We start from the raw sequence: 20,715 nt of genomic DNA, 5'->3' as shown, positions 1-20,715 counted from the left end.
TCACTTCGCGGGCGAGGTCTCGTCGACCCAGAGGTCTTCGACGTTCTGATGGGTCAGCTCCGTCGCGTTCAGCTGAACTCCCTTGAGCCACGGCTGCACCGCCATGACCGCCTTGTTGTAGTTGAAGAACCAGACCGGCGCCTCTTCGTAGAGAACAGCATTGGCCTTCTGCAGCAGCTGGGTACGCTTTGCAGCGTCATCGGACTGCCCGGCCTCGTCGATCAGCTTGTCGAACTCGGGATTCTTGAAGTTCATATAGTTGCAGGCTGATTGCGGCGTCGCCGAGTGGAAGCATTTGAGGGCGGCTTGGGGATCGGGTCCGGTCGCCTGCGAATAGATGAACGCCTGGTAGTCGCCGCTGCGAACCACCTCCGCCAACACCGCGGTCTCGACCTGCTTCACCTTGGCCTTGATGCCCACCCTGTCCAGCATGGGGATCACGGCCGAGACGATCGGCAAGCCCCAGCTCTCGTTCTGGCTGGTGGTCCATTCGAATTCGAAGCCCGTGGGATAGCCGGCCTCAGCGAGCAGCTGCTTGGCCTTGGCGGGATCGAAGGCGTAGGGCTTCATGGCCTTGTCGTAGGCGGGAGAGGTCAGTGGCAGCCAGCTGGTGGCCCGGTAGGCCTTGCCCTTGACCAGCTTGTTGATGATCAGGTCGGTGTCGATCGCGTAGTTGATCGCCTGCCGGACCCGCTTGTCGGCGAACGGCTTGAACGCGGGATTCATCCCCATGTAGCGGGTGAAGACCTCGGCGACTTCGACCACGGTGCCCTTGAGGTCGGCGTCGTTCTGATAGGCGACATATTGCGCCGGTCCCAGTACCGAGGTGTCGATCTCCTTGTTGCGGAAGGCGACATCGCGTGCCGCGGCCTCACCCATGACCGACACGATGATCTTGTCGGCGTAGGGCTTGCCGGGCTTGTAGAACCGGTCCCACCGCTCCAGAACGATGCGCGATCCCGGCACGTGCTCGACGAATTTGAAGGGCCCAAGACCGATCGGCTTCTGGAGAAAGCTCTCCTTGGCGGCTTCGTCGGCGGGATAGATCGAGGTGATCGCGTTCCAGAAGTAGAAACCCGGATCGACTTTCTCGGTCAGCTTCATCTCGATCGTGAAGTCGTCGATTTTCTTCAGGCCGGAGATCTCCTTGGCCTGGCCCTTCTCGACCGCCGCCGCGCCCTCGATCACGCGGACATAGCGCGCGCCGGGATAAGCCTTGGTGCCGTCCATGATGCGGTTGTAGGTCCAGATGATGTCGTCGGCCGTCATCTTGCGGCCATTGTGGAAATAGGCGTCGTCGCGCAGCTTGAAGGTGTGAACGAGACCGCCGCCCGAGACGACGTCCTCCTTGGCGAGCTCCAGAACCGGCTTGCCTCCCGCGGAATTCCAGATGTAGAGCGACCGGTGCAGGGCCTTGGCGTAGATCTCGTCCTGGGCGCGCTGCGTCGTATGGATGTCCAGGCTTGTGAAGCTCGACCCATAAGGCGCGGTCATGCGGATGGTTCCGCCCTTGCGCGGGGTCTGGGCCTCCGCCGTGGCGGCCAGTGCCAGCCCCAGACCCGCGACGACCGCCACTATCCTGAACATCATGGTCCCTCCGACAACGCAAGCCGTGCTCCGGTCCGGGAGTTGACCATCCACGGCAGGTCGAGCGCAAGCGCCTTGAAGGGGTTGACGTATGCGAGCGTCGCGCGCGGGCACCGCCGATTTGTGCGGAAGCCGGCTAGAACTCCGGCTGCCAATCGCGCAATTTTCGCGCTGCAGCGGTGACGTCCGCCATGGTCGGAAACGCCCCCGTCTCCAGCATCATCGTCCTTGCCAGCCTCACGGCGCGTGCTTCGCTGATCGCGCGCCGGCGCGGATCCTCGATCAGCTCGAAATCGATGTTGTGAGCGAGGCCGAAGATGCGGCGGATGGTTTTTGCCGCGGCGAAGCCGACCGTGTCCGCGAACAGCCGTTGCATGTAGGCCTGCCGCTCGGCTTCCAGCCGTGCCGCGCCTGTCTCGCCGGCAAAGAGTGAGGCAGGATAGGCATCGCCTGCGGCGTCGGCGCGCCAGAGGTCGAGGAACTTGCGGGCGAACGCGTTCCAGACCTGCTCGACCGTCTCCAGCACCCAGCCCTCGAACGCACGCCGTTCGCCCGGCGAGCGATCGTGGCCGGCGGAGGCAAAATAGGCCATCAGGAGGTTGGCCAGCACAGCGCCGACATCGAAACCCATCGGGCCGTAGAACGCGAATTCGGGATCGATCACCCGCGTCTGGCCGTCCGTCACCATGATCGAGCCGGTGTGAAGGTCGCCGTGGAGCAGTGCCTCGGGGCTCGCCATGAATTTCAGCTTCAGCCGTGAGATCGCGACATGCAAATCCATGTCGTCGCGCAGGTCTGCGGCGAGCGCATCGAGATAGGGCGCGGTCCAGCGGTTCTGCTCGGCGATGCGGTAGGGATCGGTGAAGATCAGATCCTCGGTGATCTTGCACAGCGCATGGTTTCCGGCGAAGGCCGCGATGCCTTGCTTCTTCTCGGCCGCCGACAGCGCGAGGTCGGAGGTGAAGAACAAGGTCCGCGCCATGAAGGTGGTGATGTCATCAACAAAGCGCGGATATCGAGTGCCCGCGACCATCCCCTTGCGCATGATGATGTGGGGCTCGAGCAGCTCCATCACCGTCAGCGCCAAGGCCTCATTGTGATGCAGCAGCGCCGGCACGAGGCCGGGCGCGAGTTCGGCCTGCCGCGACAAAGCGAGATATTCGTAATGAGCCCGGGACAGCGGCAGCGGCCAGCTCTCGCCGACGAGGCGGACATAGGGCAGCGCCTGCTTCACGGCGACGCCGCCCTGGCCGCCTTTTACGATGAAGACGAGATTGAGATTGCCGTCGCCGACTTCGGTGATCGACCAGGAGGCCGGCTCGCTCCCGAGAAGCGCCTTGAGGTCTGCAACGCTTGCGAGATAATCCCGCAACGCCGCCTCATGCAGAATCCGGTAGTCCCCCTGCCCCTGCGCCATGACGATCCCATCCCATGCTTGGCATGGCCGGATCGTTACTCCCGCTCCAGGAAGCTCGAGCCGATCTCGGCCTTTCTTTTGATCGGATCGTAATCACAATAGACGCTGTCCGCCACCAGCGTGTAGCTGGCGGTGACGGTGTATTTGTCCGTTTTGACCGAGTTCAGGCCGATCACCGAGGTGCTCTTGCCGCCGTTCCACTTGAACGGCGTCGAGCTCTTGGCCTGCTCGCAGGCGATCACGGCCTCGTTGAAGACGTAGCCCTCGACGAACGCCTTCAGGGTGCGCACCTGCACGGCCATCTTCCACTCGAAATAGCCGATGGCACCGAGGCCGGCGACGATCAGCACCAGAAGCGCGACGACGATCCTCTGAAAAGTCATTGGTCCCCCAACAAAGCCAATCAAAAATTCTTAAAACGGCATGCCCATCAATTTCGACAGGCGCTCGATCGACAAATAGCCGGCGTGATAGGCGACCATGGCGATCCCATAGATGATCGCGGAGATGATGGTGGTCCAGATCAGCTTGCCCCTTATCCGTGTCAGGATCGGCGCGCCGGGGTCGCTGCCCGGCACTCCGACGCCGTCCTCGTGCTGGCTGCGCACCCCGAACGGCAGCGTCAGGAACAGCGCGACCCACCAGATGACGAAGTAGATCGCGATTGCGGTTGATATCTGGATGGCCATGGCTTCGGCCTATGCCTGCTCGATTTCGACCAGCGCGCCCGAAAAGTCCTTCGGGTGCAGGAATAGCACCGGCTTGCCGTGGGCGCCGATTTTCGGCACGCCGTCGCCGAGCACCCTTGCGCCCTCCTTCACCAGCGTATCGCGCGAGGCGATGATGTCGACCACCTCATAGCAGACGTGGTGGATGCCACCGTCGGCGTTGCGGTCGAGGAACTTCGCGATCGGCGAGGTCTCGCCGAGCGGCTCGATGAACTCGATCTTGGTGTTGGGCAGCGTCGCGAAGACGGTGGTGACGCCATGCTCGGGCAGCGCGACGGCCTCCGAGATCTCGGCGCCGAATGCGGCGCCATAGATTCTGGCGGCCTTGACGGCGTCCTTGGTCGCAATCGCGACATGGTTGAGCCGGCCCAGCATGTTTCTTCTCCCCTAGGGCATGATCCGGAAAAGTGTGAAGCGGTTCTCCGATCATGCCCAATTAGACTGTCAGTACGTGTACCAGACAGGGGGGCTTTTTGCCCCAATGTTCGTTGATCACGGCACGGACAGCGCGTCGCACCGACTCCGCCAGCGCATCCGCGTCGCGACGGCGCGCCTTCGGCAGGCCTTCGATGGTGGAGACCACGGCGTCGAAGACGATGTCGTCGAAGGGCTCGCCCGCCTTGTTCTTCTCGGGGATGCCGATCAGATCGACCTCGGGATCGTCGACGAGTTCGCCTTGCTGCGTCATGGCGATGGCGACGAAGGCGCAGCCGGAGAAGGCCATGCGGCGCCGCTCGACCACTGCGCGGGACTTGGAGTCCTCCAGAATCGTGCCGTCCTTGTAGAGGCGGCCCGCAGGCACCTGCCCAATGATGCCGGGATCGCCGGGGCCGAGCTTGATCAGGTCACCGTTGCGGCAGACCAGCACGCGCGGCACGCCGGCGGCACGCGCGAGCTTGGCGTGCTCATTGAGGTGCAGGGCCTCGCCATGGACCGGGATCAGGAGCTGCGGCCTGGTCCAGGCGATCATGTCGCGCAATTCGTCGCGGCGGGGATGGCCGGAGACATGGACCAGCTGGTCGCGGTCGGTGATGACCTCCACGCCCTGTAAAACCAGGCCATTAATGATCGCGCCGACCGCCTTCTCGTTGCCGGGAATGGTGCGCGAGGAAAAGATCACGCTGTCGCCGCGGTTGAGCGTGATCTCGGGATGATCGTCATTGGCGATGCGCGCCAGCGCGGCACGCGGCTCGCCCTGGCTGCCGGTGCAGAGCGCCAGCACCTTGTCCTGCGGCAGATGACCGTAGACGTCCGGGGAGCGGAAACTCTGCACGCCGTCGAGATAGCCGGTCTCGCGCGCGACCTGCACCACGCGTTCCATGGCGCGGCCGACCACGACGACCTCACGGTCGGCGGCCTTCGCAGCGATCGCGACGGCCTTGAGGCGCGCGACGTTGGAGGCAAAGGTCGTGACCGCGACGCGGCCCTTGGCGGCCTTGACGAGCTCGGTGATGGATCTGGCAACCTCGGCTTCCGAGGGCGAGCGGCCGTCGCGCACGGCGTTGGTGGAATCGCCGATCAGGGCGAGCAGGCCCGCATCGCCGAGCTCCCGCAGCCGCTTTTCGTCGGTGGGGCGGCCGATGATCGGAGTCGGATCGATCTTCCAGTCGCCGGTGTGCAGCACCGTGCCGACTTCGGTGTGAATCGCCAGCGCATGCGACTCCGGAATCGAATGCGCGACCGGGATGAACTCGACATTGAACGGACCGATATCGACGCGCCCGCCCGACGGCACCACCGTCACCGGGATCTTCGGCGCATTGCGCTCGGCGGCGCACTTGGCCTCGAACAGCGCCGCGCTGAACTGCGTCGCGTAGATCGGGCATTTCAGCTTCGGCCACAGGTCGATGATCGCACCGAAATGATCCTCATGGGCGTGGGTCAGCACCAGGCCCATCAGGTTCTTGCGTTCCTTCTCCAGGAAGCTGACGTCGGGCATGATCAGGTCGATGCCCGGCAGATGCTCCTCGTCGCCGAAGGAGACGCCGAGATCGATCGCCAGCCAGGCCCGCTGCTGGCGGTTGCCGAGGCCGTAGATCGACAAATTCATGCCGATCTCGCCGACGCCGCCGAGCGGTGCAAATACCAGTTCTTCAGGCTTCGCCATCACGCAGCTCCCACGGAGGCGGCCGTGCCGAAGAACACCTCACCCGCGGCCACCGGCACGCGCCGGCCCTCCGCGGTGCGGACGATCAGGCAGCCGGTGTCGTCGATCGTGTCAAAAATGCCTTCCAGCGTCATCACTCCCGTGTGGATCGCGACCCGCTCGCCGAGGCCGGCGGCGCGCTCCAGCCACAATTTGCGAATTTCGGCAAAGCCGCGACCATTGTCCCATATGCCGCGGAATTCCACCCAGGCGTCCGAGAGCGCCGAGAACAGCTCCTCCGCACTGATCTGGACGCCGAGCGCGGCGAGCGACACCGCCGGGGTTGGCGTGCCCTCGGGCGCGGCGACGACGTTGGTGCCGATGCCGACGACGATGGCAAGACAGTCGCCGATGGCTTCGGCCTCCAGGCCGATACCGACCAGCTTCTTGCCGCAGGCCAGCACGTCGTTCGGCCATTTCAGGACGTAGCGGGGACGGCCCTCGCCGAGGCGCAGTGCCGCCTCCAGGCTGACCTTCTCCAGGGCGGCCTCCTCGGCCAGCCCGGCCGCAAAGCCGATCGTCGCGGCGACGGAAGGAGCGACATCAAGGACTTCGAGCACGCTGGCGGCAAGGTTGCCCCTTGGCGCGATCCAGGCGCGCTGGCGGCGGCCGCGGCCGGCGGTCTGCTCCGATGTCACGAACCACATCGGGCCGCGTTCGCCGCGCCTCGCGTGCTCGATCGCCTCGGTGTTGGTCGAGCCGGTCCGTTCGAAAGCTGCGAGCTTGTAGCCCGCCGACGCCGCACGAGGACCGAGCGCGAATGCCATCCTAGAACAGCGACTTTGCCGCGGCGGAGGCGACGCTCACCACCGGGCCCGCGAACAGGGCGAACAGAATGTTGAACAGGCCCGCGACCGCCAGCACCGTCTTGACTTCGACGCGCACCGGATCGACCTGCCCGGCCGGTTCGTCAAAATACATGGTCTTGACGATGCTGAGATAGTAGTAGGCGCCGACCACGCTGGTCAGCACGCCGATGACGGCGAGCGTGAACAGGTTCGCCTTGATGGCGGCGACGAAGACGTACCATTTGGCGAAGAAGCCGGCGAGCGGCGGAATGCCGGCGAGCGAGAACAGCAGCATCGCGAACATGAAGGCGAGCAGCGGATTGGTCCGCGAGAGACCCGCGAAATCGCTGATCTGCTCGACCGGCTGGCCGTTGCGCTTCATCGCAAGGATGATGGCGAAGGAGCCCAGCGTCATCGCGACATAGATCACGATGTACATCAAGACGCCCTGCGCGCCCTCGACCGTGCCCGCCGCGAGGCCGACCAGGGCAAAGCCCATATGGCCGATCGAGGAATAGGCCATCAGGCGCTTGATGTTGCTCTGGCCGATCGCGGCGAACGAACCCAGCGCCATCGAGGCGATCGACACGAACACAAGGATCTGCTGCCACTGCGAGACGATGCCGGGGAATGCGGTCAGCGTGACGCGGGTGAAGACCGCGAGCGCGGCCACTTTCGGCGCCGAGGCGAAGAAGGCTGTCACGGGCGTCGGTGCGCCCTCGTAGACGTCAGGCGTCCACATGTGGAACGGCACGGCCGAGACCTTGAAGCAGAGGCCGGCGAGCAGGAACACGAGACCGAACACCAGGCCGACATTCGAGATCGTCGCGGCCGCCGCGATGCCGGTGAAGCTGACCGTACCGGTGAAGCCGTAGATCAGCGAGGAGCCGTAGAGCAGCATGCCCGACGACAGCGCGCCGAGCACGAAGTACTTCAGGCCGGCTTCGGTCGACTTGGCGTTGTCACGGTTCGAGGCCGCCACGACGTAGAGCGCGAGCGACATCAATTCGAGGCCGAGATAGAGCGAGATCAGATCGCCGGCCGAGATCAGCACCATCATGCCGAGGGTCGAGAGCAGCACCAGGATCGCGTATTCGAAGATACGGCGCGACGGATCCGAGAGGAACTCGGTCGACAGCACCAGCGTCACCGCCGAACCGATCAGGGCCAGGATCTTCATAAAGCGGGCAAAATCATCGACGATGAAGCTGCCGCCGAAGGTCACGTGCTTGCCCGCCGGCAGCATGTATTCGAGCACGCCGACCACGATCAGGAGCAGCACCGCAAGCGTCGTGACCGTCTTGGTGGTCTCCTGCCCGCGATAGGCGCCGAGCATCAGGAGTGCCATGGCCCCCACCGCGAGCACGAGCTCGGGCAGCACCGGCGCCAGTTGATAACCTGCAGTCTCAAAGCTCATGGCGATATCCTGACCTGCCCGCTCACTGGAGCAGTGCGGCGGCCTTCACGGCCGTCACAGCGGTGTTGTAATTGTTGACGAGTTGCTGGACCGACGCCGCCGACATGTCGAGCACCGGCTTCGGATAGATGCCGAACAGGATCGTCAGCGCGATCAGCGGGAACAGCGTCAGACCCTCCCGGAAGGTGAGATCCTTCATGCTCGCCAGCGACGGCTTGACCAGCGCCCCAAACACGACCTTGCGGTAGAGCCACAGCGCATAGCAGGCCGACAGGATCACGCCGAAGGTGGCGAAGAACGCGGTCGGGATCGAGACCTTGAAGGTGCCGAGCAGCGTCATGAACTCGCCGACGAAGCCGGAGGTGCCGGGCAGACCGACATTGGCCATGGTGAAGACCATGAAGGTCAGCGCGTAGAGCGGCATCCGGTTGACGAGACCGCCATAGGCCGCGATCTCGCGGGTGTGCATGCGGTCGTAGACGATGCCGACGCAGAGGAAGAGCGCGCCGGAGACGATGCCGTGCGAGATCATCTGGAACACGCCGCCGGCGACGCCCTGCATGGTGCCGGCAAAGATGCCCATGGTGACGAAGCCCATATGCGCCACCGAGGAATACGCGATCAGCTTCTTCATGTCCTCCTGCATCAGCGCCACCAGCGAGGTGTAGATGATGGCAATGGCGGAGAGCGTGAACATCAGCGGCGCGAAGTCGTGCGAGGCCAGCGGGAACATCGGCAGCGAGAACCGCAGGAAGCCGTAGCCGCCCATCTTCAGCATGATCGCCGCCAGGACCACCGAGCCGGCGGTCGGCGCCTCGACGTGGGCGTCGGGGAGCCAGGTGTGCACCGGCCACATCGGCATCTTCACCGCGAACGAGGCGAAGAAGGCAAGCCACGCCCACGTCTGCAGCGAGCGCGGCACGGCGGTGTGCATCAGGGTCGGAATGTCCGTGGTGCCGCCGTTCCAGTACAGCGCCATGATGGCGAGCAGCATCAGCACCGAGCCGAGCAGCGTGTAGAGGAAGAACTTGAAGGACGCATAGACCCGGCGCGGACCGCCCCAGACGCCGATGATCAGGAACATCGGGATCAGGCCGCCTTCGAAGAACAGGTAGAACAGCACGAGATCGAGCGCCGAAAAGGTACCGATCATCAGCGTTTCCAGGATCAGGAACGCCATCATGTATTCGCGAACGCGGTTGGTGATCGCCTTCCAGCTCGCGATGATGCAGAACGGCATGATGGCGGTGGTCAGGATCACCAGCGGCAGCGAAATGCCGTCCACGCCCATGTGGTAGGTGATGCCGGTGGCGAGCCAGTTCGCCTTCTCGACGAACTGGAAGTCGGGGTTCGACGCATCGAACCGCATGACCAGGATCACCGACACTGCGAAGGTGATCAGCGTGGTCCACAGCGCGATCCAGCGCGAGTTGCGCCGGGCCGCCTCGTCATCGCCGCGGCTGAGATAGACGATCAGCGCGCCGACCAGCGGCAGGAACGTCGTGACGGATAGAATTGGCCAGGTCGTCATTTACTGGCCTCCAAAGCCGAACATGAACCAGGTGATCAGGCCGGCGGCACCGATCAGCATGGCGAACGCGTAGTGGTAGAGATAGCCGGTCTGGATCTTCACGACGTTGCGGGTGACGTCCAGCACCCGGGCCGAGACGCCGTCGGGGCCGAGACCGTCGATGATGAAGCCGTCGCCCTTCTTCCAGAGCTGGTAGCCGATCCACTTCGCCGGACGGACGAAGATGATGTCGTAGAGCTCGTCGAAGTACCATTTGTTGAGCAGGAACTTGTACAGCATCGGCTGCGTGTTCGCGAGCTCGACCGGCAGATAGGGCCGGCGGATGTAGAACAGGTACGACACCAGGAAGCCCAGCACCATCATCACCGTCGGCAGGAAGGCGATGGTCTCGGGGATGTGGTGCATCTCCTCGATGATGTGCGGGTTCATCTTCACGGATTCGCGGAAGAACTCCTCGATGCCGTGACCGGCGAACAGCTCCTTGAACGGGAAGCCGGCCAGGATGGAGCCGACCGCGAGCACACCGATCGGGATCAGCATCCAGATCGGCGCTTCATGCGCGGCCTCGTAGTGGTGATCGTCATGCGGCTCGCCATGGAAGGTCTTGAAGATCAGGCGCCACGAGTAGAACGAGGTCAGGCCGGCCGCGATGACCGTCATCAGGAAGCCGTACATCGCGAACGGATTGTGCGAGGCGTAAGCGGACTCGATGATCGCGTCCTTGGAGAAATAGCCGGCGGTCAGCGGGAAGCCGGTGAGCGCGAGCGTGCCGACCACCATCACCGCATAGGTGTAGGGGATCTTGCGCCAGAGGCCGCCCATGTTGCGGATGTCCTGTTCGTGATGCATCGCGTAGATCACCGAGCCGGAGCCCAGGAACAACAGCGCCTTGAAGAAGGCGTGCGTGAACAAATGGAACATGCCGACCGAATAGGCTCCTGCTCCCATCGCCACGAACATGTAGCCGAGCTGCGAACAGGTCGAGTAAGCGACGATGCGCTTGATGTCGTTCTGGACGAGGCCGATGGTCGCCGCGAAGAACGCCGTGGTGGCGCCGAAGAACATCACGACGGCCTGCGCGTTCGGCGCCAGCTCGAACAGCGGTGACAGGCGCGCCACCATGAAGACGCCGGCCGTGACCATGGTCGCGGCGTGGATCAGCGCCGACACCGGGGTCGGGCCTTCCATCGCGTCCGGCAACCAGGTGTGCAGCAGGAACTGCGCCGATTTGCCCATCGCGCCCATGAACAGCAACAGGCAGGTCAGGGTCAGCGCGTCGGCGTGCCAGCCGAGGAAGTCAATGGTCTTGCCGGTGAGGCCGGGTGCAGCGTGGAAGATGGTCTCGAAATCGGTCGAGCCGGCCAGCAGGAAGATCGCGAAGATGCCGAGCGCGAAGCCGAAATCGCCGACGCGATTGACCACGAAGGCCTTGATGGCGGCGGCGTTCGCCGACGGCTTCTGGTACCAGAAACCGATCAAGAGGTAGCTCGCCAGACCCACGCCTTCCCAGCCGAAGAATAGCTGCACGAGGTTGTCCGCGGTCACCAGCATCAGCATGGCGAAGGTGAACAGCGAGAGATAGCCGAAGAAGCGCGGCCGGTTCGGGTCCTCGTCCATGTAGCCGATGGAATAGAGGTGCACGAGCGAGGACACGGTGGTCACCACCACCAGCATCACGGCGGTGAGCGTGTCGACCCGCAGCGTCCAATAGACCTGGAGATCGCCGGAGAGGATCCACGGCAGCAGCGGAATGCGCATGTCGTGGTGCATGAAGCCGACATCGACCAGCGTCATCCAGGACAGCGCCGCCGACACGAACAGCAACGCCGTGGTGATCAGCTCGGCGCCGCGCGAGCCCGCCGCGGGCGGCTCGGAGACGTGGTGGTCGTCGTGGCCGTCGCCCGGCTCGTGATGGGTCTCGTGGATGACCGACGCATCATCGTTGATGGTGTCGGACGCATGGGCTTGCGCGCCATGGCCGTGATCATCGTGATGCTCGACCGTGTCGCCCGAGGGGTTGCGGGCATGCGCGCCGAACAGCGCGATCAAGCCGGCCAGAATTGCGCCCAGCAGAGGCAGAAAGACGATTGCCTGGACCATGATTTAATCTTTCCGCATGATCTGGTCGGAAAACCGGTATCCACTTTTCCGGATCATGCGATCAGCCCTTCATCAGATTGACGTCCTCAACCGCGATCGAGCCGCGGTTGCGGAAATAGACCACCAGGATGGCGAGACCGATCGCGGCTTCAGCGGCCGCGACGGTGAGCACCAGGAGCGCGAAGACCTGCCCGACGATGTCGCCGAGGAAGGTCGAGAACGCCACGAGGTTGATGTTGACCGCGAGCAAGATCAGCTCGATCGACATCAGGATGACGATGATGTTCTTGCGGTTCAGGAAGATGCCGAGGATCCCGAGCGTGAACAGGATCGCGCCGACCGCAAGATAGTGTCCGAGCCCGATCGTCATTTCACCCACTCCGCCGCGTCAGAGTCCTGGAGCCCCTGCCCCGGCGTCACCTTGCGGATCGCCATCGCTATTTCGGGCGTGCGCGCGTTCTGAACGTTGATGTCCTGCCGCTTGACGCTCGCCTTGTGCCGCAGCGTCAGCACGATGGCGCCGATCATGGCGACCAGCAGCACCATGCCCGAGAGCTGGAAGTAGTGGATGTACTTGGTATAGAGCACCAGGCCCAGCGCCTCGGTATTGGAGACGTTGGTCGGGATCGCCGCCGTGATCGTCTTGGCGACGCCGGGGTTGATGACCCAGAAGCCGACGGTGAGCAACAGCTCGAACAGGAAGATGCCGCCGATCACGAGGCCGACCGGGAGGTACTCGATAAAGCCCTCGCGCAGCTCGAGGAAGTCGACGTCGAGCATCATGATCACGAACAGGAACAGCACCGCGACGGCGCCGACATAGACGACGATCAGGATCATCGCCAGGAACTCGGCGCCCATCAGCACGAACAGGCCGGAGGCGTTGACGAAGGCCAGGATCAGGTACAGCACGGAGTGCACGGGATTGCGCGAGACAATCACCATCACCGCCGAGGCGACGCAGACGCCGGCGAACAGATAGAAGAACAGCGCGGGAAGGATCATGCTCTCATCTCACCGGTACGGCGCGTCGAGTTCGATCGCTTTCGCGATCTCGCGTTCCCAGCGATCGCCGTTGGCGAGCAGCTTGGCCTTGTCATAGAACAGTTCCTCGCGGGTCTCGGTCGCGAACTCGAAGTTCGGACCTTCGACGATGGCATCGACCGGACAGGCTTCCTGGCAGAGGCCGCAATAGATGCACTTCACCATGTCGATGTCGTAGCGCACAGTGCGGCGGGTGCCGTCGTTGCGGCGCGGGCCGGCCTCGATGGTGATGGCCTGCGCCGGGCAAACCGCTTCGCACAGCTTGCAGGCGATGCAGCGCTCTTCGCCGTTCGGATAGCGGCGTAGCGCATGCTCGCCTCGGAACCGCGGCGAGATCGGGCCCTTTTCGAAGGGATAGTTCAGCGTCGGCTTCGGCTGGAAGAAATAGCGCATGGCGAGGAAGAACGCCGAGACGAATTCCGACAGCAGAAGCGAGCGTGCAGTGGCGTTGATGTTGATACCCATGACGGCCCTCACTTCGGCGCGATGCCGGCAAAGTGCAGCACACCGGCCACCACGATCACCATCGCCAGCGACAACGGCAGGAAGACTTTCCAGCCGAGGCGCATCAGTTGATCGTAGCGGTAGCGCGGCACGATCGCCTTGGCCATCGCGAACAGGAAGAACATGAAGAACAGTTTTAGCGAGAACCAGATGATCCCCGGCACCCAGTTGAAGGGTGGCAGGTCCACCGGCGGCAGCCAGCCTCCGAGGAACAGGATCGTCGCCATCGCGCACATCGTGGCAATCGCGACATACTCGCCGAGCATGAACAGAAGATACGGCGTCGAGCCGTACTCGACCATGAAGCCGGCGACGAGCTCGGATTCCGCTTCGACCAGGTCGAACGGCGGACGGTTGGTTTCCGCCAGCGCCGAGACGTAGAAGATCACGAACATCGGGAACAGCGGCCAGACGTACCAGTTCAGGATGGTGAGCTGCGGCAACCCGATCAGGCTGGCGAGACCCCGGACGTGCTGCGCCTCGACTACGGCCGAGAGGTTCAGCGTGCCGGCGCAGAGCAGCACCGTGATGATGACGAAGCCGATCGAGACCTCGTAGGACACCATCTGCGCCGCCGAGCGCAGTGCCGCCAGGAACGGATATTTCGAGTTCGACGACCAGCCGGCCATGATGATGCCGTAGATCGACAGCGACGAGATCGCGAAGATGAAGAGAACGCCGACATTGATGTCGGAGATCACCCAGCCGAGATTGGTCGGGATCACCGCCCAGGCGGCGAGCGCGAGCACGCACGAGACCAAGGGAGCCAGGAGGAACACGCCCTTGTTGGCGCCGGACGGGATGATCGGCTCCTTCAGCACGAACTTCAGGAGGTCGGCGAAGGATTGCAGCAGGCCCCAGGGGCCGACCACGTTCGGGCCGCGGCGGATCTGCACCGCCGCCCAGATCTTGCGGTCGGCGAGCAGGATGTAGGCGATCGCCACCAGCAGGACGACCAGCACCAGGACGCTCTCCGCGATCATGATGATCAGCGGCCAGAGGAACCCGGTCCAGAATGCGCTTTCGAAGAATTCCATCAGCTCACTCCGCTGCGGTCAGCATCTGCCCGGAGGCAAGCCGCGAACACTCCGCCATCACGGCGGACGCACGCGCGATTGGGTTGGTCAAATAGAAGTCCTCGACGAGCGGCTTGAACGGAGCCTTCTCCGTCGTGCCGCCCTTCCCCGCGAGCTTCTTGACCTGGTCGGCCGAGCCGGCCTCGATCTGGTCAAGACGGATCAGATGCGGCACCGCCTTGAAGATCGCCTGGCGCAGGGCCGATAGCGAGTCATAGCCGAGCTTCTTGCCGAGCGCTTCCGACAGCGCGCGGACGATCGCCCAGTCCTCGCGGGCCTCGCCCGGCGGGAATGCGGCCCGTCCGGCCATCTGCACGCGGCCTTCGGTGTTGACGTAGATCGCGGACTTCTCGGTATAGGCGGCTGCCGGCAGGATCACGTCGGCGCGGTGAGCGCCGCGGTCGCCGTGGGTGCCGATATACACGACGAAGGTGCCGTCCGATGGCTTGATCTCATCCGCGCCGAGCAGGAACAGCAGATCGAGCGTCCCGAACGTCGTCATCTGCGCTGCGTTCAGCCCGCCCTGACCGGCGACAAAGCCGATGTCGAGCGCGCCGACGCGCGAGGCGCTCTCATGCAGCACGCCAAACCCGTTCCAGCCGTCCTTCACCGCGCCGACATCGAGCGCGAGCTTGGCGGCGGCTGCGAGAATCGCAGCGCCGTCGTGGCGCGAGGCCGCGCCCGCACCAACCAGGATGATGGGGTTCTTGGCGTTCTTCAGCACGTCCATGAAGGAGTGCTTGCCGGCCGCGAGCTCACCGAGCGTATCGGTGCCTGCGCCGAGATGGTCGTAATCGTAGGTCAGGTCGGGCTTGGCGCCGACCACGCCGACCTTGAAGCCGCCGCCGCGCCAGCGCTTGCGGATGCGGGCGTTGAACACGGCCGCCTCTTTCCGCGGATTGGCGCCGATGATGAGCAGCGCATCGGCCTGCTCGACGCCGGCGAGCGTCGGATTGAAGATGTAGGAGCCGCGGCCGAGCGCGGGATCGAAGGCATCGCCGCCCTGCACGGCCAGATTGGCGGAGCCGTATTTGGCCAGCAAATCCTTCAGCGCGAACATCTCTTCAACGCCGGCGAGGTCGCCTGCGATCGCGCCGATCCGCTTGCCGTCGGTGCGCGCCGCCTTGGAGGCGATCGCGGCAAAGGCCTCGGGCCAGCTCGCCGCGCGCAGCTTGCCGGCTTCGCGAATATAGGGCCGGTCGAGGCGCTGGGTGCGCAGGCCGTCGACGACGTGACGGGTCTTGTCGGAGATCCACTCCTCGTTCACGGCCTCGTTGATGCGCGGCAGGATACGCATCACTTCGCGGCCGCGGGTGTCGACGCGGATCGCAGATCCCACGCCGTCCATCACGTCGATCGACTGGGTCTTGCCGAGCTCCCACGGGCGCGCGGCGAAGGCATAAGGCTTCGAGGTCAGCGCGCCGACCGGGCAGATATCGACGAGATTGCCCTGGAGTTCCGACGTCAGCGCGTGCTCGAGATAGGTCGTGATCTCCATGTCCTCGCCGCGGCCGGTCGCGCCCATTTCGGGGGCGCCGGCCACTTCCGCCGAGAAGCGGACGCAGCGGGTGCACTGGATGCAGCGGTTCATCGAGGTCTTGACCAGCGCGCCGAGATATTTGTCCTCGACCGCGCGCTTGTTCTCGGCGAAGCGGCTGGTGTCGACACCATAGCCCATCGCCTGGTCCTGCAGGTCGCACTCGCCGCCCTGATCGCAGATCGGGCAATCCAGCGGATGGTTGATGAGAAGGAATTCCATCACGCCTTCGCGCGCCTTCTTCACCATCGGCGAACGGGTGGAGATTTCCGGCGGCTCGCCCTTGGGACCCGGACGGCAATCGCGCACGCCCCAGGCGCAGCTCGCGACCGGCTTCGGGCCGCCCTTCACCTCGACGAGACACATCCGGCAATTGCCGGCGATCGACAGCCGCTCGTGATAGCAGAAGCGCGGAATCTCGGCGCCGGCCGCCTCGCACGCCTGGAGCAGCGTGTATTCGGCGGGGACATCGATCTCTTTACCGTCGATGATGAGCTTGGTCATTGTCTCTACTCCGCCGCGACCATGTTCACGGGATCGCGGACGCCGATATCGTCGATGTCGGACTTGTGCGAATATTGGTCGATGCGCGCTTCGATCTCATGACGGAAATGCGCGATCAGGCCCTGGATCGGCCACGCCGCGGCGTCGCCCAGCGCGCAGATGGTGTGGCCTTCGACCTGCTTGGTGACTTCCAGCAGCATGTCGATCTCGCGCTTGTGGGCGCGGCCTTCGGCCATGCGGGTCAAGACGCGCCACATCCAGCCGGTGCCTTCGCGGCACGGCGTGCACTGGCCGCAGCTCTCGTGCTTGTAGAAATAGGAGATGCGGGCGATGGCGCGGATCAAATCGGTCGATTTGTCCATCACGATCACGGCCGCAGTGCCGAGACCCGAACGCAGCTTGCTTAAGCTGTCGAAGTCCATCGGCGTGTCGATGATCTGCTCGGCCGGCACCATGCGCACGGAGGAGCCGCCGGGAATCACTGCCTTGAGATTGTCCCAGCCGCCGCGGATACCGCCGCAATGCTTCTCGATCAGCTCACGGAACGGAATGCCCATGGCTTCTTCGACGTTGCAGGGCCGCTCGACATGGCCGGAAATGCAGAACAGCTTGGTGCCGACATTGTTGGGACGGCCGATGCCGGCGAACCACGCCGCGCCACGGCGCAGAATGTCCGGCGCAACCGCGATCGACTCGACGTTGTTGACGGTGGTCGGGCAGCCGTACAGGCCGACGTTGGCCGGGAACGGCGGCTTCAGACGGGGCTGGCCCTTCTTGCCTTCGAGGCTCTCGAGCAGCGCGGTTTCCTCGCCGCAGATATAAGCGCCGGCGCCGTGGGCGACGTAGATGTCGAACGGCCAACCGTTGACGTTGTCCTTGCCGACCAGCTTGGCCTCGTAGGCCTGGTCGATCGCCGCCTGGAGATGCTCGCGCTCGCGGATGAACTCGCCGCGGACATAGATGTAGCAGGCATGCGCGTTCATCGCGCAGCTCGCGATCAGGCAGCCCTCGATCAGGAGATGCGGATCGTGCCGCATGATCTCGCGATCCTTGCAGGTCCCGGGCTCGGACTCGTCGGCGTTGACGACGAGATAGCTCGGCCGGCCGTCGGTCGATTCCTTCGGCATGAACGACCATTTCAGACCGGTCGGGAAGCCGGCGCCACCGCGGCCGCGCAGCCCCGAGGCCTTCATCTCGTTGATGATCCAGTCACGGCCCTTGTCGATGATGTTCTTCGTACCATCCCAGGCGCCGCGGCGCCGCGCGCCCTCGAGCCCCCAATCGTGGAGGCCGTAGAGGTTCTTGAAGATGCGGTCCTTGTCCTCGAGCATGTCAGTGCTTTCCGATCAACGGTTGGCTTGCTTGTAGGCAAGCCCGGCGGCGCAGACGGCGAAGGTCAGCGCCCAGAGCAGACTGGATTCCAGCGACGCGTTCAGGGCGAAGCGCTGAAGCAGGAAAATGAACGTGGCCGCCACGGCGGAATGCATTGCGACGAAGCCCCACTTCTTCACAACACTGCTCCCTTCAGCTGGCGGCGACGAGAGATCACGCATCAGGTGATCTCCTTCAGTGTGGTCGGCCCACCGGTCGGCGCCGAGAACTGGCGGCCGTTCTGCGGACCGGGCTTGGGCGGATTGCCAGACGCAAAGCCGTCTAGCACCTTGCCGAAGCTTTCCTTGGTCAAATCCTCATAGGTGTCCTTGCCGATCAGCACCATCGGCGCATTCACGCAGGCACCGAGGCACTCCACCTCTTCCCAGCTGAAATTGCCGTCCTTGGAGAGATGGAAGGGCTCGTGATGGATGCGGTGCTCGCAGACGTGGATCAGATCCTCGGCGCCGCGCAGGCGGCACGGCGTGGTGCCGCAGACCTGGACGTGGGCCTTCTTGCCGACCGGGGCCAGCTGGAACATCGTGTAGAAGGTCGCGACCTCGAGCACGCGGATATAGGGCATGTCGAGCATGTCGGCGACAGCGCGGATCGCGGCCTCCGAGACCCAACCGTCGTGCTGTTCCTGAACGCGCCAGAGGATGGCGATGACGGCCGAAGCCTGGCGCCCGGCCGGATATTTCGCGATCTGCTGCTTGGCGAACGCGAGGTTCTCCTCCGTGAACGCAAAGCTCGCGGGCTGGACTTCCTTCGGTGCTAATCGGCGAACGGACATCTCTTCAATCTCTCACTGCATGCGGCGCGCGGTTTTCGCATTCAGGGCATTGATCCTGTCCTGCCAGAATGCGCTTGCGGTGCCGAAAACATTGTAGCCGACGTGGGTCGAGACCTTGATGCGGTCGAGGATCGACAGCTCGGTCACCGTTTCCATACGCCGGGTGCTGGGATCGTAGACGATCAGCTTCAGCGGGGTGTGTTCGAGGATGTAGCGCGAGACCGCGTGCGAGCGGTCGCTGCCGTGCTCCTCGCACATGATGACGCTGTCGGCCTGGAGCAGCCGGGCGCCGCCCTTGATCGCCTCGATCTCGACGCCCTCGACGTCGAGCTTGATCAGGTACTTGCCGCTCGCGGCGATCTTGCCGTCGTCGATGAGATTATCGAGCGCGATGACCGGCACGTCCTCGCCGCCCGCCGACGCATCGCCGGCGATGCTGAAGGCCTCGTGCTTGGTGCCAGACAGACGCGCGGTGCCACGGGCCGCGCCGATCGCGCATTTCATGGTCTCGAAGCGGCTGCCGTTGATCCGGGCGTTGTTGGCGAGCTTCGGATAGTTCTGCCCCGACGGCTCGATCGCGACCGCCTTGTGCGAACCGAACGGCTTGCTCGACACCAGCACCGACCAATAGCCGTAATTCGCGCCGCAATCGAGCAGCGTGTAGTCGACATCGATGGAGTCGGCGAACAGCAGCTCCAGCTCGTCCTCGTAATTGTAGGAACGGTTGAGCAGCTTGCTCCAATAGCCGTCGCCGTAGGGAAATTCGAACACGGCATCGGGGTTGAGCTTGATCGCGATGTTGCGCTCGGGCAGCGTCTTGCGCAGCAGATTGGCGCAGGCGATGTAGCCCATATGCGAGAAGTGCGAGGAGATCTTCGATCCCGTCACCAGCGCCAAGGCAGCCGTCCGCTCCCACAGATTGGCCCCTTCAAGGGCCCCCGAGGCACGGTCAAACTGGATCGGCGCCTGCGCCATCACCGATCGACCTCTCCGAACACGATGTCGAGCGAGCCGAGGATCGCGGAAACGTCGGCGAGCAGATGACCGCGGCAGATGTGATCCATCGCCTGGAGATGCGCAAAGCCGGGCGCGCGGATCTTGCACTTGTAGGGCTTGTTGGTGCCGTCCGAGATGAGGAAGACGCCGAACTCGCCCTTCGGCGCCTCGACCGCGGCGTAGACCTCGCCGGCCGGCACGTGAACGCCTTCGGTGTAGAGCTTGAAGTGATGGATCAGCGCTTCCATCGAGCGCTTCATCTCGCCACGGCGCGGCGGCGCGACCTTGTTGTCCTCGACGACGACAGGGCCCTTCCCGTCCGGTGCGTTCAGCTTCTGGATGCACTGCTTCATGATGCGCACGGACTGGCGCATCTCTTCCATGCGGATCAGATAGCGGTCGTAGCAATCGCCGTTCTTGCCGATCGGGATGTCGAAATCCATCTCGGCGTAGCATTCATAGGGCTGCGACTTGCGCAGATCCCAGGCCGCGCCCGAACCGCGCACCATCACGCCGGAGAAGCCCCACTCCCAGGCCTCCTTCAGCGACACCACGCCGATGTCGACGTTGCGCTGCTTGAAGATGCGGTTCGCGGTGAGCAGCCGGTCGAGATCTTCGACCACTTTCAGGAACGGATCGCACCAGGCGTCGATGTCGTCGACCAACTTCTGCGGCAGGTCCTGATGCACGCCGCCGACGCGGAAGTAGGCTGCGTGCATGCGGCTGCCGGAGGCGCGCTCGTAGAACACCATCAGCTTTTCGCGCTCTTCAAAACCCCACAGCGGCGGGGTCAGCGCGCCGACGTCCATCGCCTGCGTGGTGACGTTGAGCAAATGCGACAGGATGCGGCCGATCTCGCAATAGAGCACGCGGATCAGCTGCGCGCGGCGCGGCACCTCGATGCCGAGCAGCTTTTCTGCAGCCATGCAGAAGGCGTGCTCCTGGTTCATCGGCGCGACGTAGTCGAGGCGGTCGAAATAAGGGATCGCCTGCAGATAGGTCTTCTGCTCGATCAGCTTTTCGGTGCCGCGATGGAGCAGACCGATATGCGGGTCGACGCGGGCGACGACTTCGCCGTCAAGCTCCAGCACCAGGCGCAGCACGCCGTGCGCGGCCGGATGCTGCGGACCGAAGTTGATGGTGAAATTGCGGAGTTCTTGCGGTTGCTCGTTCATG

General features: G+C 64.1%; 20 protein-coding genes. All 20 read right to left on the bottom strand.

The features are described from left to right. Entirely contained in the window at positions 1-1,590 is a 1,590-nt protein-coding gene (locus tag ABIC03_RS15805; RefSeq protein ID WP_354058979.1) for an ABC transporter substrate-binding protein, read from the bottom strand. A gap of 133 nt (positions 1,591-1,723) precedes the next feature. Then, a complete protein-coding gene (gene mtnK / locus ABIC03_RS15800) occupies positions 1,724-3,004 on the bottom strand; it encodes an S-methyl-5-thioribose kinase (RefSeq protein WP_354058977.1) in 1,281 nt (426 codons plus the stop codon). Between the two features lie 35 nt (positions 3,005-3,039). Then, entirely contained in the window at positions 3,040-3,387 is a 348-nt protein-coding gene (locus tag ABIC03_RS15795; RefSeq protein WP_354058975.1) for a hypothetical protein, read from the bottom strand. A 30-nt stretch (positions 3,388-3,417) separates the two neighbouring features. Beyond that, positions 3,418-3,693 carry a DUF1467 family protein gene (locus ABIC03_RS15790; protein ID WP_354058973.1) on the bottom strand — a complete coding sequence of 92 codons (276 nt, stop codon included), beginning with the start codon at positions 3,691-3,693 and terminating at the stop codon, positions 3,418-3,420. A gap of 9 nt (positions 3,694-3,702) precedes the next feature. Beyond that, entirely contained in the window at positions 3,703-4,107 is a 405-nt protein-coding gene (mce, locus tag ABIC03_RS15785) for a methylmalonyl-CoA epimerase (RefSeq protein ID WP_354058971.1), read from the bottom strand. 61 nt (positions 4,108-4,168) lie between these two features. Then, positions 4,169-5,839 carry a ribonuclease J gene (locus ABIC03_RS15780; RefSeq protein WP_354058969.1) on the bottom strand — a complete coding sequence of 557 codons (1,671 nt, stop codon included), beginning with the start codon at positions 5,837-5,839 and terminating at the stop codon, positions 4,169-4,171. Beyond that, positions 5,839-6,645, bottom strand: coding sequence for a biotin--[acetyl-CoA-carboxylase] ligase (locus tag ABIC03_RS15775; protein ID WP_354058967.1), 807 nt, complete (start codon positions 6,643-6,645; stop codon positions 5,839-5,841). The genes ABIC03_RS15780 and ABIC03_RS15775 overlap by 1 nt, the downstream gene beginning before the upstream one ends. Before the next feature lies 1 nt (position 6,646). Continuing rightward, positions 6,647-8,083, bottom strand: coding sequence for an NADH-quinone oxidoreductase subunit NuoN (gene nuoN, locus ABIC03_RS15770; RefSeq protein ID WP_275171309.1), 1,437 nt, complete (start codon positions 8,081-8,083; stop codon positions 6,647-6,649). A 22-nt stretch (positions 8,084-8,105) separates the two neighbouring features. Further along, the gene (locus ABIC03_RS15765) at positions 8,106-9,614 is read right to left on the bottom strand and encodes an NADH-quinone oxidoreductase subunit M (protein ID WP_354058965.1); all 1,509 of its coding nucleotides are present in this window, start codon (positions 9,612-9,614) and stop codon (positions 8,106-8,108) included. After that, positions 9,615-11,714 (bottom strand): NADH-quinone oxidoreductase subunit L, encoded by a 2,100-nt coding sequence (gene nuoL / locus ABIC03_RS15760; protein ID WP_354058963.1) that lies wholly within the window; start codon positions 11,712-11,714, stop codon positions 9,615-9,617. It lies immediately after the preceding gene. Between the two features lie 61 nt (positions 11,715-11,775). Further along, positions 11,776-12,084: an NADH-quinone oxidoreductase subunit NuoK gene (nuoK, locus tag ABIC03_RS15755; protein ID WP_015685769.1), complete on the bottom strand. Its 309-nt coding sequence runs from the start codon at positions 12,082-12,084 to the stop codon at positions 11,776-11,778. Then, on the bottom strand, positions 12,081-12,719 hold the full coding sequence (locus tag ABIC03_RS15750) for an NADH-quinone oxidoreductase subunit J (protein WP_007603557.1): 639 nt from the start codon (positions 12,717-12,719) through the stop codon (positions 12,081-12,083). Before ABIC03_RS15750 ends, nuoK begins: the two co-directional genes overlap by 4 nt. A gap of 9 nt (positions 12,720-12,728) precedes the next feature. Further along, positions 12,729-13,217 (bottom strand): NADH-quinone oxidoreductase subunit NuoI, encoded by a 489-nt coding sequence (gene nuoI / locus ABIC03_RS15745; protein ID WP_026232873.1) that lies wholly within the window; start codon positions 13,215-13,217, stop codon positions 12,729-12,731. A 14-nt stretch (positions 13,218-13,231) separates the two neighbouring features. Next, positions 13,232-14,299, bottom strand: a complete 1,068-nt coding sequence (gene nuoH / locus ABIC03_RS15740) for an NADH-quinone oxidoreductase subunit NuoH (RefSeq protein WP_007603555.1) — start codon at positions 14,297-14,299, stop codon at positions 13,232-13,234. A 4-nt stretch (positions 14,300-14,303) separates the two neighbouring features. Then, a complete protein-coding gene (gene nuoG / locus ABIC03_RS15735; RefSeq protein ID WP_354058962.1) occupies positions 14,304-16,379 on the bottom strand; it encodes an NADH-quinone oxidoreductase subunit NuoG in 2,076 nt (691 codons plus the stop codon). A 5-nt stretch (positions 16,380-16,384) separates the two neighbouring features. Further along, the gene (gene nuoF, locus ABIC03_RS15730) at positions 16,385-17,710 is read right to left on the bottom strand and encodes an NADH-quinone oxidoreductase subunit NuoF (RefSeq protein ID WP_018455087.1); all 1,326 of its coding nucleotides are present in this window, start codon (positions 17,708-17,710) and stop codon (positions 16,385-16,387) included. 15 nt (positions 17,711-17,725) lie between these two features. Then, the gene (locus ABIC03_RS15725; protein WP_275171313.1) at positions 17,726-17,932 is read right to left on the bottom strand and encodes a hypothetical protein; all 207 of its coding nucleotides are present in this window, start codon (positions 17,930-17,932) and stop codon (positions 17,726-17,728) included. Next, on the bottom strand, positions 17,932-18,543 hold the full coding sequence (gene nuoE / locus ABIC03_RS15720) for an NADH-quinone oxidoreductase subunit NuoE (protein ID WP_007610983.1): 612 nt from the start codon (positions 18,541-18,543) through the stop codon (positions 17,932-17,934). The genes ABIC03_RS15725 and nuoE overlap by 1 nt, the downstream gene beginning before the upstream one ends. Before the next feature lie 12 nt (positions 18,544-18,555). Beyond that, on the bottom strand, positions 18,556-19,518 hold the full coding sequence (locus ABIC03_RS15715) for an FkbM family methyltransferase (RefSeq protein ID WP_275171314.1): 963 nt from the start codon (positions 19,516-19,518) through the stop codon (positions 18,556-18,558). Then, positions 19,518-20,714, bottom strand: coding sequence for an NADH-quinone oxidoreductase subunit D (locus tag ABIC03_RS15710; protein WP_354058961.1), 1,197 nt, complete (start codon positions 20,712-20,714; stop codon positions 19,518-19,520). Before ABIC03_RS15710 ends, ABIC03_RS15715 begins: the two co-directional genes overlap by 1 nt. Between the last annotated feature and the right edge of the window lies 1 nt (position 20,715).

Source organism: Bradyrhizobium sp. RT6a (assembly GCF_040547675.1).
In the GTDB taxonomy this organism is placed as follows: domain Bacteria; phylum Pseudomonadota; class Alphaproteobacteria; order Rhizobiales; family Xanthobacteraceae; genus Bradyrhizobium.
This window is presented reverse-complemented; position numbering and strand designations above follow the sequence as displayed.

What these genes read in the sequence shown, in the direction of transcription:
- ABIC03_RS15805 (WP_354058979.1), bottom strand. Translation starts at nt 1,590, where the DNA reads ATGATGTTCAGGATAGTGGCGGTCGTCGCGGGTCTGGGGCTGGCACTG.
- mtnK (WP_354058977.1), bottom strand. Translation starts at nt 3,004, where the DNA reads ATGGCGCAGGGGCAGGGGGACTACCGGATTCTGCATGAGGCGGCGTTG.
- ABIC03_RS15795 (WP_354058975.1), bottom strand. Translation starts at nt 3,387, where the DNA reads ATGACTTTTCAGAGGATCGTCGTCGCGCTTCTGGTGCTGATCGTCGCC.
- ABIC03_RS15790 (WP_354058973.1), bottom strand. Translation starts at nt 3,693, where the DNA reads ATGGCCATCCAGATATCAACCGCAATCGCGATCTACTTCGTCATCTGG.
- mce (WP_354058971.1), bottom strand. Translation starts at nt 4,107, where the DNA reads ATGCTGGGCCGGCTCAACCATGTCGCGATTGCGACCAAGGACGCCGTC.
- ABIC03_RS15780 (WP_354058969.1), bottom strand. Translation starts at nt 5,839, where the DNA reads ATGGCGAAGCCTGAAGAACTGGTATTTGCACCGCTCGGCGGCGTCGGC.
- ABIC03_RS15775 (WP_354058967.1), bottom strand. Translation starts at nt 6,645, where the DNA reads ATGGCATTCGCGCTCGGTCCTCGTGCGGCGTCGGCGGGCTACAAGCTC.
- nuoN (WP_275171309.1), bottom strand. Translation starts at nt 8,083, where the DNA reads ATGAGCTTTGAGACTGCAGGTTATCAACTGGCGCCGGTGCTGCCCGAG.
- ABIC03_RS15765 (WP_354058965.1), bottom strand. Translation starts at nt 9,614, where the DNA reads ATGACGACCTGGCCAATTCTATCCGTCACGACGTTCCTGCCGCTGGTC.
- nuoL (WP_354058963.1), bottom strand. Translation starts at nt 11,714, where the DNA reads ATGGTCCAGGCAATCGTCTTTCTGCCTCTGCTGGGCGCAATTCTGGCC.
- nuoK (WP_015685769.1), bottom strand. Translation starts at nt 12,084, where the DNA reads ATGACGATCGGGCTCGGACACTATCTTGCGGTCGGCGCGATCCTGTTC.
- ABIC03_RS15750 (WP_007603557.1), bottom strand. Translation starts at nt 12,719, where the DNA reads ATGATCCTTCCCGCGCTGTTCTTCTATCTGTTCGCCGGCGTCTGCGTC.
- nuoH (WP_007603555.1), bottom strand. Translation starts at nt 14,299, where the DNA reads ATGGAATTCTTCGAAAGCGCATTCTGGACCGGGTTCCTCTGGCCGCTG.
- nuoG (WP_354058962.1), bottom strand. Translation starts at nt 16,379, where the DNA reads ATGACCAAGCTCATCATCGACGGTAAAGAGATCGATGTCCCCGCCGAA.
- nuoF (WP_018455087.1), bottom strand. Translation starts at nt 17,710, where the DNA reads ATGCTCGAGGACAAGGACCGCATCTTCAAGAACCTCTACGGCCTCCAC.
- ABIC03_RS15725 (WP_275171313.1), bottom strand. Translation starts at nt 17,932, where the DNA reads ATGCGTGATCTCTCGTCGCCGCCAGCTGAAGGGAGCAGTGTTGTGAAG.
- nuoE (WP_007610983.1), bottom strand. Translation starts at nt 18,543, where the DNA reads ATGTCCGTTCGCCGATTAGCACCGAAGGAAGTCCAGCCCGCGAGCTTT.
- ABIC03_RS15715 (WP_275171314.1), bottom strand. Translation starts at nt 19,518, where the DNA reads ATGGCGCAGGCGCCGATCCAGTTTGACCGTGCCTCGGGGGCCCTTGAA.
- ABIC03_RS15710 (WP_354058961.1), bottom strand. Translation starts at nt 20,714, where the DNA reads ATGAACGAGCAACCGCAAGAACTCCGCAATTTCACCATCAACTTCGGT.